Origin of the sequence: Paenibacillus radicibacter (genome assembly GCF_024721995.1) — a bacterium.
Classification (GTDB): domain Bacteria; phylum Bacillota; class Bacilli; order Paenibacillales; family NBRC-103111; genus Paenibacillus_AM; species Paenibacillus_AM radicibacter.
This window is the reverse complement of the sequence record NZ_JANQBC010000009.1, coordinates 49,126-65,079: the sequence shown is the minus strand read 5'-3', so window position 1 is coordinate 65,079 and position 15,954 is coordinate 49,126. Positions and strand designations below refer to the sequence as shown.

The 15,954-nt window shown below is 42.2% G+C and carries 12 protein-coding genes; 8 read left to right on the top strand and 4 right to left on the bottom strand.

Going from position 1 to position 15,954, the window contains the following annotated elements; all coding sequences use genetic code 11:
- Positions 1-100 precede the first annotated feature (100 nt).
- The 5 genes from NV379_RS16625 (at position 101) to NV379_RS16605 (ending at position 9,448) form a co-directional block, all read left to right on the top strand.
- Positions 101-2,857 carry a glycoside hydrolase family 3 N-terminal domain-containing protein gene (locus NV379_RS16625; protein ID WP_258208454.1) on the top strand — a complete coding sequence of 919 codons (2,757 nt, stop codon included), beginning with the start codon at positions 101-103 and terminating at the stop codon, positions 2,855-2,857.
- Between the two features lie 34 nt (positions 2,858-2,891).
- Positions 2,892-5,231, top strand: coding sequence for a glycoside hydrolase family 3 C-terminal domain-containing protein (locus NV379_RS16620; protein ID WP_258208453.1), 2,340 nt, complete (start codon positions 2,892-2,894; stop codon positions 5,229-5,231).
- A 290-nt stretch (positions 5,232-5,521) separates the two neighbouring features.
- Entirely contained in the window at positions 5,522-7,471 is a 1,950-nt protein-coding gene (locus NV379_RS16615) for an FAD-dependent oxidoreductase (protein WP_258208703.1), read from the top strand.
- 150 nt (positions 7,472-7,621) lie between these two features.
- Positions 7,622-8,314: a response regulator transcription factor gene (locus NV379_RS16610; RefSeq protein ID WP_258208452.1), complete on the top strand. Its 693-nt coding sequence runs from the start codon at positions 7,622-7,624 to the stop codon at positions 8,312-8,314.
- An 18-nt stretch (positions 8,315-8,332) separates the two neighbouring features.
- Positions 8,333-9,448, top strand: a complete 1,116-nt coding sequence (locus NV379_RS16605; protein ID WP_258208451.1) for a sensor histidine kinase — start codon at positions 8,333-8,335, stop codon at positions 9,446-9,448.
- Between the two features lie 24 nt (positions 9,449-9,472).
- Here the strand turns inward: NV379_RS16605 and NV379_RS16600 are convergent, their stop codons facing one another.
- Positions 9,473-9,820 (bottom strand): hypothetical protein, encoded by a 348-nt coding sequence (locus NV379_RS16600; RefSeq protein WP_258208450.1) that lies wholly within the window; start codon positions 9,818-9,820, stop codon positions 9,473-9,475.
- A 182-nt stretch (positions 9,821-10,002) separates the two neighbouring features.
- Here NV379_RS16600 and NV379_RS16595 point away from each other — a divergent pair, with 182 nt between their 5' ends.
- The gene (locus NV379_RS16595) at positions 10,003-10,668 is read left to right on the top strand and encodes a formylglycine-generating enzyme family protein (protein WP_373426125.1); all 666 of its coding nucleotides are present in this window, start codon (positions 10,003-10,005) and stop codon (positions 10,666-10,668) included.
- Positions 10,669-10,729: 61 nt separating this feature from the next.
- Here NV379_RS16595 and NV379_RS16590 read toward each other — a convergent pair whose 3' ends face one another.
- The 3 genes from NV379_RS16590 to NV379_RS16580 are packed head-to-tail and all read right to left on the bottom strand — an operon-like array spanning position 10,730 to position 13,215.
- Positions 10,730-11,923 (bottom strand): MFS transporter, encoded by a 1,194-nt coding sequence (locus NV379_RS16590; RefSeq protein WP_258208449.1) that lies wholly within the window; start codon positions 11,921-11,923, stop codon positions 10,730-10,732.
- Positions 11,924-11,947: 24 nt separating this feature from the next.
- The gene (locus NV379_RS16585) at positions 11,948-12,565 is read right to left on the bottom strand and encodes a TetR/AcrR family transcriptional regulator (RefSeq protein ID WP_308860300.1); all 618 of its coding nucleotides are present in this window, start codon (positions 12,563-12,565) and stop codon (positions 11,948-11,950) included.
- Between the two features lie 59 nt (positions 12,566-12,624).
- Positions 12,625-13,215 carry a TetR/AcrR family transcriptional regulator gene (locus NV379_RS16580; protein WP_258208448.1) on the bottom strand — a complete coding sequence of 197 codons (591 nt, stop codon included), beginning with the start codon at positions 13,213-13,215 and terminating at the stop codon, positions 12,625-12,627.
- A gap of 131 nt (positions 13,216-13,346) precedes the next feature.
- Here NV379_RS16580 and NV379_RS16575 point away from each other — a divergent pair, with 131 nt between their 5' ends.
- Positions 13,347-14,099 (top strand): alpha/beta fold hydrolase, encoded by a 753-nt coding sequence (locus tag NV379_RS16575; protein WP_258208447.1) that lies wholly within the window; start codon positions 13,347-13,349, stop codon positions 14,097-14,099.
- A gap of 250 nt (positions 14,100-14,349) precedes the next feature.
- Positions 14,350-15,828 (top strand): Lsa family ABC-F type ribosomal protection protein, encoded by a 1,479-nt coding sequence (locus NV379_RS16570; RefSeq protein ID WP_258208446.1) that lies wholly within the window; start codon positions 14,350-14,352, stop codon positions 15,826-15,828.
- Positions 15,829-15,954: the final 126 nt, after the last annotated feature.

The window sequence follows — 15,954 nt, the reverse complement described above, 5'->3', positions numbered from 1 at the left end:
AGGTACGCAATATTTAGCTTTTTTTATGACAAGAAACTCATAGTTTTCATGAAAGCGCTATTTTACAATGTAGGGGATAGATCAAGAGGGGGGTATCGACATGTTCGATTACTTGAGACAAAAGCAAGCCAAGAAACAAGAGCTTGTACAACGGGTGAAGGCTGATAAGGCCAAGCTTAAAGAACGTAAAATAGAAATTGCGGCAATGCCTGAGGCAGAGCGAAACGAAGCAATCAAGCGCGATAAGCAATTGCGTAATGAGGCTGCAGAGCAAATAAGGCTGCAAATGAAGTCTATGGGGCGTAAAGAGCGTAAAGCGATGAAGAAGGAAGCAAAGCGATACAGAAAAATCAAGAACAGACCTAGACGTTTCGCGGGTTGGTCGATCGTCGCGGTTGTTATCATATTCATAATTGTGCAAGTGGGACCGACTGCTGGAGCGATCCTGGAGGCATTGTCGGGTAAGCATATCACAGCAGTGACGAATACACCTGAAGGTGTACAAGCACGTGCACATGGGGAGAAGATGGCAGAGGAAATCGCCAATGAAGGGATCGTACTTCTTAAGAACAGTGATCAGAACTTGCCACTACAAGATAAGAAGGTCAATGTGTTCGGTGTAGCAGCACTTCATATGCGTTATGGAGGCGGCGGTTCCGGTGGAGGCGATACGTCTCGTGCAGTGAACTTATTCGATGGTTTGAAGAATGCAGGCATCGCATACAATACACATCTTTATGATATGTATCAGAAAGTTGGCGGTGGTAACTCCGGCGGTGGTTCTGGACTCGTGCAAGTAGCAAAAGGCTTGCTCGGTATGAATTCGAGTGACGAACCGAAAATCGATTACTTAACGGATGACGCAATTAAACAAGCGAAGGGTTATTCGAATCAGGCTGTAATCGTGCTTGCAAGTGAAAGTACAGAAGCTAGTGATGCAAGTGTCGAGCAATTAAAATTAACGGCTAACAAGCGTGCTTTAGTTGAGAAAGTAGCACAAAGCTTTGACAATGTAACAATCATAGTCAATGCGGGTAATGCACTAGAGCTTGGTTTCGTTGAAGAATTCAAATCGATTAAGTCAGTTGTATGGATTGGAACGCCAGGTCCATATGGTGCGAACTCCTTAGGAAATATTCTAGCAGGAAATATTAATCCATCTGGACGTATTACAGACACTTATGTGTATGATAACTCCAGTGCTCCTGCAAGTGAGAACTTCGGAAGTTATAAGTACAACAATCTAAACTATGCATTCATGAATTATCAAGAGGGCATTTATGTCGGATATCGTTTCTATGAAACATTCTATGCCAATGATGAAGCCGGCTATAAGAAAGCAGTCTTGTACCCGTATGGGCATGGACTCAGTTATACGAACTTTGAGTGGACAGTGAAGGATCAGAAATTGTCTGATCAGAAGATGGAAGTACAAGTGGAAGTGAAGAACGTAGGGAAAGTAGCGGGTAAAGACGTTGTTCAATTGTACTACTCCACTCCATATACACCTGGTGGCATTGAGAAGGCAGCAATCGAATTAGGTGCTTATGGCAAAACATCTCTACTTGAGCCAGGTCAATCCGAAGTGCTGACACTTACCTTTAACACGGAAGACATGGCTTCTTATGATATGAATAAAGAACAAGCATATGTCCTTGAACAGGGTAATTATGTAATTAAAGTAGCGCGCAACGTTCATGATATTGTAGCGAGCTATGACTATAAGTTAGCTGACAAGATTGTATATAAGAAAGATAAAGATACGGGAACAGAATACAAGAACCAATTTGACTCAGCTAAAGGCGAATTGACTTACCTATCCCGTAATGATTGGAAAGGTACCTACCCGTCTGATGCGAACATTAGCCACGATGCACCACAATATGTGCTAGATGCTTTCACGAAGGAAATTGAACCTTCCACTGCAAAGATGCCGACATTCGGTGCGGATAACGGTATTAAGCTCAAGGATTTGAAAGGCTTAGCATTTAATGATCCGAAATGGGATTCATTCCTAGATCAATTTACACTTGATGAAATGTTCAAATATGTAACAAATGCTGCATATCGCACGATGGCAGTAGAGCGTCTGGGAGTACCGAAAACATTGCTTATGGATGGACCTGCTGGCTTTAGCTACTTCTTCAAACCAGTAACTGCGGCATCTTATCCGTCAGAGATCGTTATCGCATCCACATGGAACGACGATCTAGCATACCGTATGGGGGAAGCTGCGGGTAAAGAAGCGCGTGCTTATGGTATTCAAGGCTGGTATGCGCCGGGTATGAATATTCACCGTACTGCGCAAGGCGGGCGTAACTTCGAGTACTTCTCCGAAGATCCAGTTCTATCTGGTAAAATAGCAGCTGCAATGACGAAAGGTGCGCAAGATCAAGGCATCATCGTCTTCATCAAACATTTTGCAATGAACGATCAAGAAACGAATGCTCGCTCTGGTAACTTGATCTGGGCGAACGAACAAGCGATTCGCGAAATTTACTTGAAGCCGTTCGAAATTGCGGTTAAAGATGCGAAGCCACTTGCAGCAATGTCCAGCTTCTCGATCATTGGAATGAAGTGGGCAGGTGCGAACTCCATCTTGCTTAACGATATTTTACGTAAAGAATGGGGCTTTGATGGATTCGTTTCAAGTGATGCGGTATTCGGCTTCATGCATGCGAAGGATGCTGTTGTTGCGGGTAATGACTTGATGCTAGATATTATGTCACCGAATAAAAATGAGAAGGGACTCAAAGATGCTTATAAGAAAGACCCATCAGGCATCGCGAATGGTGTTCGTACAAGTGTCCATCATGTGTTATATACAATCCTAAGAACTCATTTGTTTGAATCGTAATCTAGGAAAATGAATGCGTATGGGGTGGAGAGAGATGAAATATAGAGAGCTTATCGAGAAGATGACATTAGAAGAGAAAGCATCTTTAATGTCAGGAGCGAATTTCTGGAATACGAAGTCCATTGAACGATTAAATATTCCGGGGATCATGCTAACTGATGGGCCGCATGGACTTCGCAAGCAAGGTGGGAAGGCTGACCATTTGGGGCTTAATAAGAGTCTTCCTGCCACCTGCTTTCCAACTGCGGCTACACTGGCGAACAGCTGGGATAAACAATTAATTTATGAAGTCGGTCAGACGATTGGTAAAGAAGCAGCGAGTGAAAAAGTAAGTGTGCTGCTCGGACCAGGGTTAAATATTAAACGGAATCCGCTATGTGGACGCAACTTTGAGTATTTCTCCGAAGACCCTTATTTAACGGGAGAAATGGCAAGTGAAATGGTGAAGGGCATTCAATCCAATGGGATTGCGGCGTGTCCGAAGCATTTTGCAGTAAATAGCCAAGAGCACATGCGCATGACGATTGATGAAGTCGTGGATGAGCGCTCGATTAGAGAGTTATACCTAGAAGGGTTCAGACGTGTGGTGGAGCAAAGTGATCCGAAGACGATTATGAGCTCCTACAATCGTGTGAATGGTACGTTTGCTAATGAAAACAATTATCTACTTCAAGATATTTTGTATGGAGAATGGGGATTTAATGGCATCGTCGTAACCGACTGGGGCGGTAATAATGATCGTGTAGCGGGGCTTAAGGCAGGCAATCAATTGGAGATGCCATCTACAAACGGGATTACGGATCAAGAAATCGTGCAGGCTGTGAAGAGCGGTGAGTTCGCAGTCGAGTTGTTGGATGATGCAGTAGATCGATTGCTAGAGCTAGTATTTGCAACGAAATTGGATGATCAGGTTGCACCAACTGTCGATTATGATGACCATCATCACAAAGCAATTGAAGCAGCGAAACGTTCGATCGTGTTATTGAAGAATGAGGATCAGATATTACCGCTTCAACGAGATAAGAAAACCGCGATTATCGGGGATTTCGCAAGAAATCCTCGCTATCAAGGTGCAGGCAGCTCGCTTATTAACCCTGCCAAGCTATCGAATAGTTGGGATGAGTTAGGTAAGTCTGGTTTATCCATTGTAGGGCATGCACAAGGTTTCAAACGCATGGGTGGAAAGAGTGCGCAGCTTCTAAATGAAGCCGTATCATTAGCCAAGCAAGCAGATACCGTATTGTTATTCTTAGGGCTGGATGAAGGCAGTGAAGCGGAGGGCGTAGATCGTACAGACCTTAGCTTGCGAGAGAATCAGTTGGAGCTACTTCATGCGCTGAAACAAGTGGGTTCTAATGTTGTTGTGATTCTGTCTGGCGGTGGTGCAATTGAAATGCCGTTCATTCAGGATGTTAAAGTAGTCGTGCATACTTACCTATCCGGACAGGGCAGTGCTGAGGCATTGACGAGTATTTTGCTAGGGGATTATAATCCAAGCGGCAAGCTGAGTGAAACATTCCCGATTCATTATAGTGATGTATCTTCAGCGCCGTATTATCCGGGTAAAGAGGCAACCGCAGAGCACGTTGAGGGTATATTCATTGGATACCGTTACTTTGATACTGTTAATAAGCCTGTATTATTCCCGTTCGGCTATGGACTGTCTTATACAACTTTCGCTTATAAGGATCTATCGGCAGATCAGCACCAGGTTTCGTTTACCATTACGAATACGGGAGAAGTTGCTGGTGAAGAAGTTGCGCAGCTGTATATCGAGAAGAAGGGTTCTTCAATCTTTAGAGCGAAGCGGGAGTTAAAAGGGTTCGACAAGGTGTACTTAGAGCCGGGTGAGAGCAAACGTGTTACGTTGAAGTTGGAAGAAAGAGATTTCTCTTACTATAATCCGAGCGTTCGAGATTGGGTTGTTGAACCAGGAGTCTATGAAATCCAAATCGGCAGCTCCATTCAGTCCATCTTATTAAGTGAACAGGTGACGCTAGAGGGGGATGCAGCGCAAAGTGAACATACGAAGGAAAATTTCCCGAATTACTTTAACGGACATGTTCATGAGGTGAGTCGTGAGGAATATCATCGCCTGCTGGGATATAAGCCACCATCACCGATGTGGGATCCGATGAAGGATTTAGGACTCAATGACACAATCGCGCAAGCAAGGTATAAGAATTGGATCGGGAAGTCGCTGTATAACGTTGTGATCTTCTTTAATAAATTCTTTAATGCTATTAATAAACCGTTGCTCGCGAATAACGTATACTTCGTGCTTAATATGCCGTTTCGCCAAATCGACCGCTTTACAGGCGGGAAGATTAGTCGTAAACAGATATTGAAGTTGCTCAAGTGGATGAATAGGTAATCGTAAGTGTTGAATGATAATTAATGTAGTTAACGATAAACAGCAAGCGCTGATAAGCGGTACTGATTCCAACTAAGGCAGATCAGTAACCTAAGCAGCAGCTTGCTGTTTTTGTGTTGAGGATCTAAATAATACGCTGATTCACTTCACAAATCTTAATTTTTATTAAGAATCCTTTAAGTGATTCATAAGACCATCACAAATAATCGTTAAACTCTCTACGTTATAGTGGTTGAAGCAGGGAATAGCCCAGCACGAGTAAACAGTAGAGAGGTGTTCAGAAGTTGAAAATGTCTTATAAGAAGTGGTTAATATTAGGAGTGGTTGGTGCGCTGATTGTAGTAACTGTTCTATTGAAGTACGTTAGCTTCGATAACAATTCAGAGTCTAAGTCATCAGGTGAAGAGTTAAAGCAAAAGCAAGAACTACTGGCCGTTCATTCGGTGGAACAGATTCAAGATCAGTATGATTTAGTTGTAATCGGAACAGATCCTGAGGGAATTACAGCGGCCATATCAGGAGCTCGAAATGGTCTAAAGACACTCCTTATTGAAGGTAGAAACCGTGATATTCTAGGCGGGTTAATGACTGTTGGCTGGTTGAACAGTCTGGATATGAACTGGGATCGTTCAGCGTCCAAGCAGCTTGGCAAACCACCCGAATACTTAAACAAAGGGATCTTCTCCGAGTGGTATCAAAAAATAGAAGGAGATTCCTTTGATGTGACGACGGCTGCCAATGCATTCTATGAGCTAGTGAAGAGTGAGAACAATATTGATTTGTATATGAAAGCAACTGCCATAGAACCTTTGGTCAAAAAAGAAAAGGACAGCACTTTAGTACAAGGAATATCGTTTAAGAAGTCTGATGGAACTGTGCATAATGTGCTGGCAAAGTCAGTGGTCGATGCAACCCAAGATGCGGATATTGCGGCTGCAGCAGGTGGATCTTTTACAATCGGTCGTGAAGATCTGGGTGATGAAAAATCGCGAATGGCGGTTACTGCCGTATTCCGCTTGAAAAATATTGATGATAAAGCTTGGAATCTGATTCAAAAACGTATGAAAGACACAAAAGATACAGGCAGCGGTTCCAATAAAATGTCTGCATGGGGTTATGGGAAGGAAATGCAAGATTATGTACCTGTAAATAAAGAGCGGACCAAGATGCGCGGTTTAAATATTGGTCGACAAATGGACGGAACGATCTTGATTAACGCCTTGCAAATTTTTGGTGTGGATGGAATGAATCCGAAATCCGTTCAAGAGGGTATGGAGATAGCGAAGAAGGAGATTCCTCATGTTATTGAATTTCTGAAGAAATTTGAAGAGTTTAAACGTGTGGAATTAACAGGCATTGCACCGGAACTATACGTCCGCGAGACGCGGCATATGAACGGACTGTATCGTCTGAATGTCATCGATCTGTTGGAAAACCGTGATCAGTGGGATCGCATCGCCTTTGGATCTTATCCCGCCGATATTCAAAGAACGTCTCCGACTGATAATGGAGCAGTTGTCGTTCATCCTTCGAAGTACGCTGTACCGTTTCGCAGTATCGTTCCAAACAATTTGGATGGGATTCTGGTTGTGGGCAGATCAGCTAGTTATGATACGCTTGCACATGGTAGTGCTCGTGTTATTCCAACTGGAATGGCAGAAGGTCAAGCTGCTGGTGCAGCGGTTAAATTATCAATTGAACAAGGAATAAGTTTCCGTAAGATGGCGGATACGAAATCTGTCATCACGGAACTTCAAAATCGATTGAATGAGCAAGGTATGGAAATAAATTCATATACGCCTAGCCCACAATCATTCATGAACCATAAAGCCTATGAAGGCTTAAAAGCGGCCGTATATATGGGCATCGCAGTAGGGTCCTATAACAATGAAACGTTCAAATTAGATAAGACTTCCAATCCACAGCGTTTGGTTAATGCACTCTACACCATTCAAAAGAAATATCATACTCAATTTACCGGGGATTTCTCAACAGCGGTTGAGAATATCTCAGAACCAGCGAAGCAGCCTCTAACGCTCAAACAAGCTTGTTATACGATTGCGGTCGCAGCAGGTTTAGATTCATCACTGGAGACAGCACAAGAGGATCTTTTCAAGAAAGGACTTCTTACCAAGTCGACTCAATCAATCATTGCGGATCCAAAAGCATTAACGGATGGGGATATGTATCTCCTGCTTAAAGATGCTGTAGAAGGTTTAGCAGGAACCATTATGAAGTAATCCGATTAGCAACAAGCAGCGTAGCTGCCGGCTTTCAAGTGAAGCATGGGCTGGCTGTGCTGCTTTTTTTACACTGTTGTAACCATAGCTAAGATTGATTATGATGGTTGGATAAGCTTATTGATCGAAGTTGGATCAAGGAGGGTGTATATGAATCGAAGTACAATTCTCTTGGTTGATGATGAAAAGGAAATCACGAATCTTCTTGAAATTTATTTGAAGAATGAAGGTTATCAATTATTAATTGCCAATGATGGGCTAGAGGCATTGGAACTCTTGCAATCTAATGCTGTCGATCTAATTATTCTGGATGTCATGATGCCTCGGATGGACGGGATTCAGGCATGTATTAAGATACGTGAAGAAAAGCAAATGCCCATCATTATGCTATCAGCCAAAGGACAAGAAATCGATAAGATTACGGGTTTAAGTATCGGAGCAGATGATTATGTCGTCAAACCGTTTAGTCCATTAGAGATATTAGCACGGGTGAAATCACAACTGCGCCGTTACCGTCATTTTAGCGGGAATGATGTGAAGAGTGAGAATGAGATTGTGATTGATGAACTTGTGATTCATTTGACTCAACATAGAGTGTCTGTAGATAAGATCCCCATTAAATTGACGCCACGCGAATTTTCGATTTTGTACACGTTAGCAGTGAATCGAGGACGTGTGCTAAGTATGGAGCAGATTTATGAAGCGGTGTGGGAAGAGCCTTTTTACGAATCCAATAACACAGTCATGGTACATATTCGCAAAATCCGTGAGAAGCTGGAGAAAGATCCAAGCTCACCGCAATATATCAAGACGATATGGGGAATCGGGTATACGATTGAATAGTGAAGGCGGGTACTTCATATGAAAATGAAATTTAGTTTTATCTATACGATGCGTTGGAAGTTTATTCTGATATTCTTCCTAAGCCTTGCATCTGCAGCGCTTTTTGTATACATCTGTTATGAAATATCGCAAAAACTCGTCTATATTGCACCTTATCGCTCTACGATTAAATGGGTTGTGGAGAATATCGGTTCACTACCTATTCTAGTTTTAATGGGCAGCTTGTTGTTCTTGCTTTGTTTTTTTATTTACAGTCGGAAAGTGTTTCGTTTCTTAGATGAAATTTCACGAGGATTAGTGGAGATTTCTAAGGGGAATCTGCACTATGAGATTAAAGCAAAGTCTTCGGATGAAATCGGAAGGTTAGCTGACCAATTCAATGAGATGACGAAAAAACTGCGGACATCCATTGAAGAAGAGCGTCATGCAGAGAAAACAAAGAATGAGTTGATTACGGGTGTATCACATGATTTACGGACACCCCTAACATCCATTCTAGGGTATTTGGAGCTCATTGAAAGAGATCGATATCAAGATGAGGTGGAACTGCGTTATTACACTAAAATTGCATATGATAAGTCTAAAAACCTGAAACATCTAATCGACAGTTTGTTTGAGTACACCTCACTTCGAGGAGAAGCTCTTCATCCACAATTTAAGAAAATAAATATGATTAGTTTCCTCAAGCAATTAGCTGAAGAATTTAATCCTCAGCTGAACAAAGCAGGCATGACGTATCGGATGTTCGTCGAAGAGGATAGCATGATTGTGGAAGGCGATGGAAACCAGTTCATGCGTGCTTATGAGAATCTGATCTCTAATGCGATTCGACATGGTAGCAGCGGACGTTATCTTGATATTCGGATTCGTAGGGATCGAAGAGACGCAGTCATCGAAATCGTTAATTATGGTGATCAAATTATGGAGCGGGATTTGCCTTATATATTTGACCGTTTCTATCGGGCGGATCGCGCAAGGTCTTCCCATAATGGGGGAACGGGTCTGGGACTTGCCATCACAAAAGGTATTATTGAACTGCATCATGGACTAATCAGTGCTCGCAGCACCATGCAAGAAACGGTGTTTGAAACGAGATTGCCTTTGTTTCAAGAACCGATTAAGCCGTCGAAATAACGGCTTTTTTTACTATCGCAAACATTACTTTTGTTTAACTACTACAACGCCTACCGCGATGATAATCAGTCCAACCCACGTCTTCCAGGTTGGCATTTCTTTTAAGAACAAGTATCCCATCCATAAGGAAATAAGCACTTCTATGCATTTGGCGGCAACGAGTACACCACCTAAGTGATTTATCGCTTTGAAACCGAACTTAATCCCATATCCGATGCATAAATTCGCAATTAAAAATAGAGGAATCATTAGAAGTTGAAACTTGAGCGTCGTCCAGAACTGTGGGTCAATATGCTTGCTTTGGTAAGATAAAATGAGATTGATACCCGTTAAACCGCTGAAAAGGAGAGTGAGACTATAGACATATGGCATGTTTGACCTCCAACAAATAATTGCAAGATGTCATTAATGTTTCTCAAAACCAACATTCTTATCCGAATGCAGAAGTGTGAAGTAGGGTTAGATCGTTTCTAAGGTATTGCCTTCATAAGCGAAGTTGAGGTAAAATCTGTTAATCTATATATGAGGAGGATGATCGATTGTCGAGTGATCAGATGAATGATTGGGATTATCCCATGATACATATCCCTAAGGGTGAAGAGAGTATGAGGGATGACCGTAAGAAGACGCAGTGGAAAGTGGAAGTCCAACCTTTTCAACTAGGGATATTTCCTGTAACAAGGGGTTTGTACAACTCGCTTATGGGTGAATCAGCTGTAAATACAGATGAAATCGATAAACCTCAAGTCAATATTTCCTGGCAGGATGCGATCGCTTTCTGTAATCATTTTTCTCGTAAAATGGGGTTAACAGTGTGTTACTCAATTAGTGATGATGGTCGGACGGTTACTTGTGACTGGGGAGCAGATGGTTATCGTCTGCCGACTGAAGCAGAGTGGCAATATGCATGTAAAGCTGGTACGACTAGCTATGTGTATGGTGAGCTTGACCGAATCGCTTGGTATGATGAAAATTCAGGTGGCAGCGCTCATGAAGTCGGAGGTAAGGAGCCGAATCCATGGGGGCTTTATGATATGTTAGGTAATGTGTGGGAATGGTGTTGGGATGTATATGATAAAGAAGTGTATGGTACATACCGAGTGTTCCGTGGTGGAAGCTGGGCGGAGCAGTCGAGAGGTTGCGGATCAACTTGCCGCAGGCGAAGTCACCCGACATTTGCCATTGATGATCTTGGATTTCGACTGGCAAGGTCCATATGAACGAAGTAAAGAAGGAGTAGCTTGCCGAGGCAGCTACTCCTTTTTTTAGAATGACGGTTTGTCAAGCTGTGTGAGCGGATTGGGCTTTCCACATCATCGTAATGACAAGACCAATAAACATAATGACTGCAGCAAAGAGATACGGATAGTTGATGTTTACATCAAATAATATACCGGCTAACGCGGGTCCGACGATATTGCCTAAGCTTGTATAGGTGGAGTTCATCCCAGCGATAAATCCTTGTTCTTTTTCAGCTGTTTTTGATAAATAGGTCGTTAAGGCTGGTCGCAGTAAATCAAATGCGAGAAAGATGAAGCTAGTTACGATAAGGACGGCTATATAGCCAGAGATCATGGTGGATAGGACCGCAAATAGTACACCAGCAATTAAGCATGTCTGGATGAGTTTCTTCTCACCGAGTTTATCGACCATTTTACCAAATAGAAAGACCTGAACAACAACCCCGAAGATGGAACTTATTGTAATAATGATTGCAATATCCCGTGGAGTGAAGCCAAATTTATGATCAGAAAACAGACTAAATACAGTTTCATAGGCTGATAAACCAAAGGCCAGTACAAACACGATAACAAAGGCAATAATGTATTGAGGATGAAGTGATCGTTTGAGATCAAGAACAAAGTTTGTAGCCTTTTTCAGCTGAGCAATTTCCAAAAGCTGCTGTTTGGTTAGTGGCTCTTTTAATATAAATAGGGATGAAATACAGGTTATTAATGCGAAAATAGCAGCAAAGTAGAAAGGGGCACGCACACCTAGCTCAGCAATAAAACCTCCGACACCTGGTCCAATAATAAAACCAAGACTAATGGCGGCAGAAATATAGCCCATCGCTTTAGGTCTTTCCTCTACTGAGGTAATGTCTGCAACATAGGCAGTTACCCCAGGCATAATAAATGCACCACTAATACCTCCAAGAATTCTGGAAAAATAAAGGACAGATACATGTGTGCCTAAACCAAAGATCAGTTCTGAAATACTAAATAGGAATAAGCCAATGACGATCATTTTCTTGCGGCCATAAGTGTCAATCCATCGTCCTGCGAGTGGAGACATGAGTAGTTGTGCGAACGCAAATGCGGCCATAAGATAACCCATTGATTGACCGGATAAATGCATCATATTCATAAAGGATGGCATCACCGGGACGATGAGTCCAACGCCTAGAAAAACAATAAATATATTACTTAATAGGATGAGTAAGACGGTTTTCTGTTCTCTTAATGGTTTCTTCATGTAGTAATACCTCTCTTTGTAAAATCATAGCCGTGAAATACCTCTCCAAAATACAATCCATGAGGCATTAAGTTTATCGTGTAATCGTTTTTCGTCATTTCCATAGGCAAGTTCAACCATGATCGAATCAACGATACCAGAGAAGGCAAGAGTAGGGATGAGGGCATCTTCTTCTATGATAATTTCGGAATCGATCCATTGGTGAAATTTGCTTTCGAGTACGGTTTGAATCTTGTTCTCCGTATCGAGTACTTCCTTATCAATCGCTTTTGCAAGATGTTGAGGTGGAAAATAGGACATGCGAAGCCAAAACTTTAACTTTTCGTTTTTTTGAAACAAATGAATGACCAATTGAAGATAGCCTAATAAGGCTGCTTTCGGATTCTGGGCATCCACTTTACGCAAATAATCAAGTTTGGAAGAAAGTTCTGTCTCTTTGGCATCTTGTAAAACTTGTAGAAAGAGATCATCCTTACCTTTGAAATGAGCGTAGAGAGACTGTTTTCTCATACCGAGCTCCTCGGCAATTTGAGATAGAGAAGCTCCTTCATACCCATGTATTGTGAAAAATTTTAAAGCGACGTCTTTGATCGCTTTACTTTTCAATAGAATCACCTCAATTAACGAACGTTCGTCAGTCATTTTATCAAAAAAATTTTTTTAATGCAAATGAATGATTCAATTTCATAAATCTAAACCTATTAATATTGATCGATGAATGATGTAACCATATCGTGACGCAGCTCTTCGAGCGGGAAGTTGTCCGGGTAGGAAGCATACATGAGCATGATCCCATGTAAAGCAGTTGAGAAGTGGAGTGATGCAAGCCATGGATTAGGCGCGTTCAAGTTACGGAAAATCTCAACTTGGGTCTTGGAATGGTGAGCCATTTCGTCTTTCAACTGCTGGCTATACACGGACACGATTTCGTCCGCTTCGGGATGGGTCTGCAAATTCAAGTAAAAGCGATACACATGTGGTTTCTCCTGCACATTGCGAATCGAGTTTTCGGCTATATAATGCAATTGTTCTTTGGGAGTAGGCAGTTTCATGGCTTCCTCCATCACTTGCACGATTTCATCCATACGTACTTGAACCAATTCTGCAAGCAGGTCAGTCTTTCCCTTATAGTAATTGTACATGAGACCTTTAGAAATTGAAGCTTTCTTCGCAACATCATCAATGGATGCCTTGTGGAAGCCTTTTTCAATAAAGACGTCAATAGCGGCGGTACGTATCTTATCTTTCGCAATCGTGCGAATACGTTCATTTTCTTCTGGTGTTCTTGGCATATCGGATTCACCCTCATATTGATCTTGTTCTCATCATAAAACAGGCGAATATTTCTGTCAATTTATTATTGACTAAATATTCATTCAATAATAAAATCGAGATGAATCGATATTGATGTGGAGGGATTGAGATGGATCTACATGTTGAAAGGATAGGTCAAGGAAAGTCTGTTGTCATGCTGCATAGCGGGGGAGGAGATTCTAGAGATTGGACGTTCTTGGCTCCCTTATTGTCTGAACATTATCAAGTGATTATGGTCGATGCAAGGGGATGCGGGCAGTCGCCAGCACCTATAGGTCCAGCTAATTATGTAGCGGATCTGCTTGAACTTCTAGATGAACTTCAGCTTGAGAAGGCGACACTTCTAGGACTGCAAGTTGGTGGTCAGATCGCTACTGAATTTGCACTTCAGCATTCAGAACGTGTGCAAGAACTTGTGCTCCTTACACCTGAATTAGCGAATTTCCGTCATGCATCAGACATTTGCATCTATCACAGAACCGTAATGGAGGCCCTGCCAGATGTTGCACATATGGTTGAACTTGCGATGGAAGCTCCATTTTTCCCAGTAATAAAGAATAGCCCACACTTTGATTTCATGAAGACCATCAACCTGCATAACACACATCGATTAATGGAATGGGCTGCTAGCGGTCCGCCAATCTGGCCGACAATCCCTGCTATTGAGCATCTGAATGAACTAGAGCCTAGAACTTTGCATATTCATGGAACTTTGGATCATCCTGATAGTAAGAAGATTGCTGAGCAATATGAGGTTGCGCAGCATATTCAATTTGCGACGATTGTGGGTGCAGATCAGAAGTTGAATTTCACCCACCCTGAGGAACTCGCAGAGTTAATTGTCTCATTTTTAAAAGAATAGGTTGATTCTGTAAATTTCATGTGTTACATTTACGAATAGTTAAAGTCGAAAGGGTGTATAATTGCCGATGAAATTCTAATCCAAATCCCACACAAGCAAAATTCGTGAAAACACGATGCTTTTAAGGATAGGATTAGTCTGGGCTTTTTTACACATACGAATGGAACGTCTTGTTTTGTGATAAGAACAAGAACGTCTTATTGAGTATATGCCTGCCTCCTGTCCAAGCGTCGGATAAGGGGGCTTTTTTATGTCATTAATTAACGTAACGAACTTAACATTTGCCTATGAGGGCAGTTATGACAATATATTCGAGAATGTCAATTTCCAGATGGATACCGATTGGAAGCTAGGATTCACAGGTAGGAATGGTCGTGGAAAGACGACGTTCATGAACCTGTTGCTTGGTATACATGAGTACAGTGGCAGTATCTCGTCGGGTGTAAGCTTTGAATATTTCCCATTCCATGTGGAAGATAAGAGTGCTCTGACCTATGAAGTGGTGGAGCGCATTTACTCCGATTATGAACATTGGCAGCTCATGCGTGAGTTCAACTTGTTGCAAGTATCTGAGGATGTGCTGTATCGACCATTTGAAACATTATCGAATGGGGAGCAGACGAAGGTGTTGCTAGCGGCGTTATTCTTAAAAGAAAACAGCTTCTTACTCATCGATGAACCGACGAATCATCTGGATTTACACGCTCGGAAGTTAGTCAGTCAATATCTAAAGAACAAACGCGGCTTCATTCTCGTCTCGCACGACCGTGCATTCCTGGATAATTGTGTCGATCATATTCTATCGATCAACCGAACGAACATTGAAGTGCAGCGCGGCAATTTCTCGGACTGGTGGGAGAATAAGCAGCGTCAAGATCAATATGAGCTAGGTGAGAATGAGAGGCTGAAGAAAGATATTAAGCGCCTGTCAGAAGCCGCGAAACGTACAAGTGACTGGTCGGATGCAGTCGAGAAGACGAAGAATGGTACGCTGAATTCAGGCTTAAAGGTCGATAGAGGCTATGTCGGGCATAAGGCTGCAAAAATGATGAAGCGCTCGAAGTCGATCGAAGGCAGACAGAATGCCGCGATTGAAGAGAAGTCGAAGCTGCTCAAGAATATCGAGAGCTCTGACAGCTTGAAGATTGCGCAGCTAGCTTATCATAAGCGACAACTCGTGCAACTCGATCATGTATCGATTGCTTACGGGGAGAAACAGGTGTGCAGCGATGTGAATCTTACAATTGAACAAGGGGATCGCATTGCGATATCTGGAATCAATGGTTCGGGAAAATCGAGTATTCTGAAGCTGATCTTAGGAGTAGAGCTGGATCATTCCGGTACCCTGAGTAAGGGGAGCCAGTTGAAAATTTCTTACGTATCACAGGATACTTCGCATCTGCAAGGCAATTTGACGGACTATGCTAGAGAGAATGGAATCGATGAAAGTCTGTTTAAGGCGATCCTGCGCAAGCTTGATTTTGCCAGAATTCAATTCGAGAAAGATATTGCTTCATTCAGCGGTGGTCAGAAGAAGAAGGTTCTTATCGCCAAAAGTCTCTGCGAGAAAGTGCATCTACATATCTGGGATGAACCATTGAATTTCGTAGATGTCATTTCGCGCATGCAGATCGAAGAGTTACTCTTGGAATATGCACCAACGATCGTTTTTGTTGAGCATGACAGCACGTTCTGTGAGCATATAGCGACGAAGGTAGTTGAGCTTTAGAGCATTAGAATATTAGAAGTCCCCTTACCCAAGGGGATTTTTTTATTATTCAATTCGAATCTATCATTATACGCATACAAGCAAATAGATTTTATTTTCATATAACAGCTATGAAAGAAACAAAGG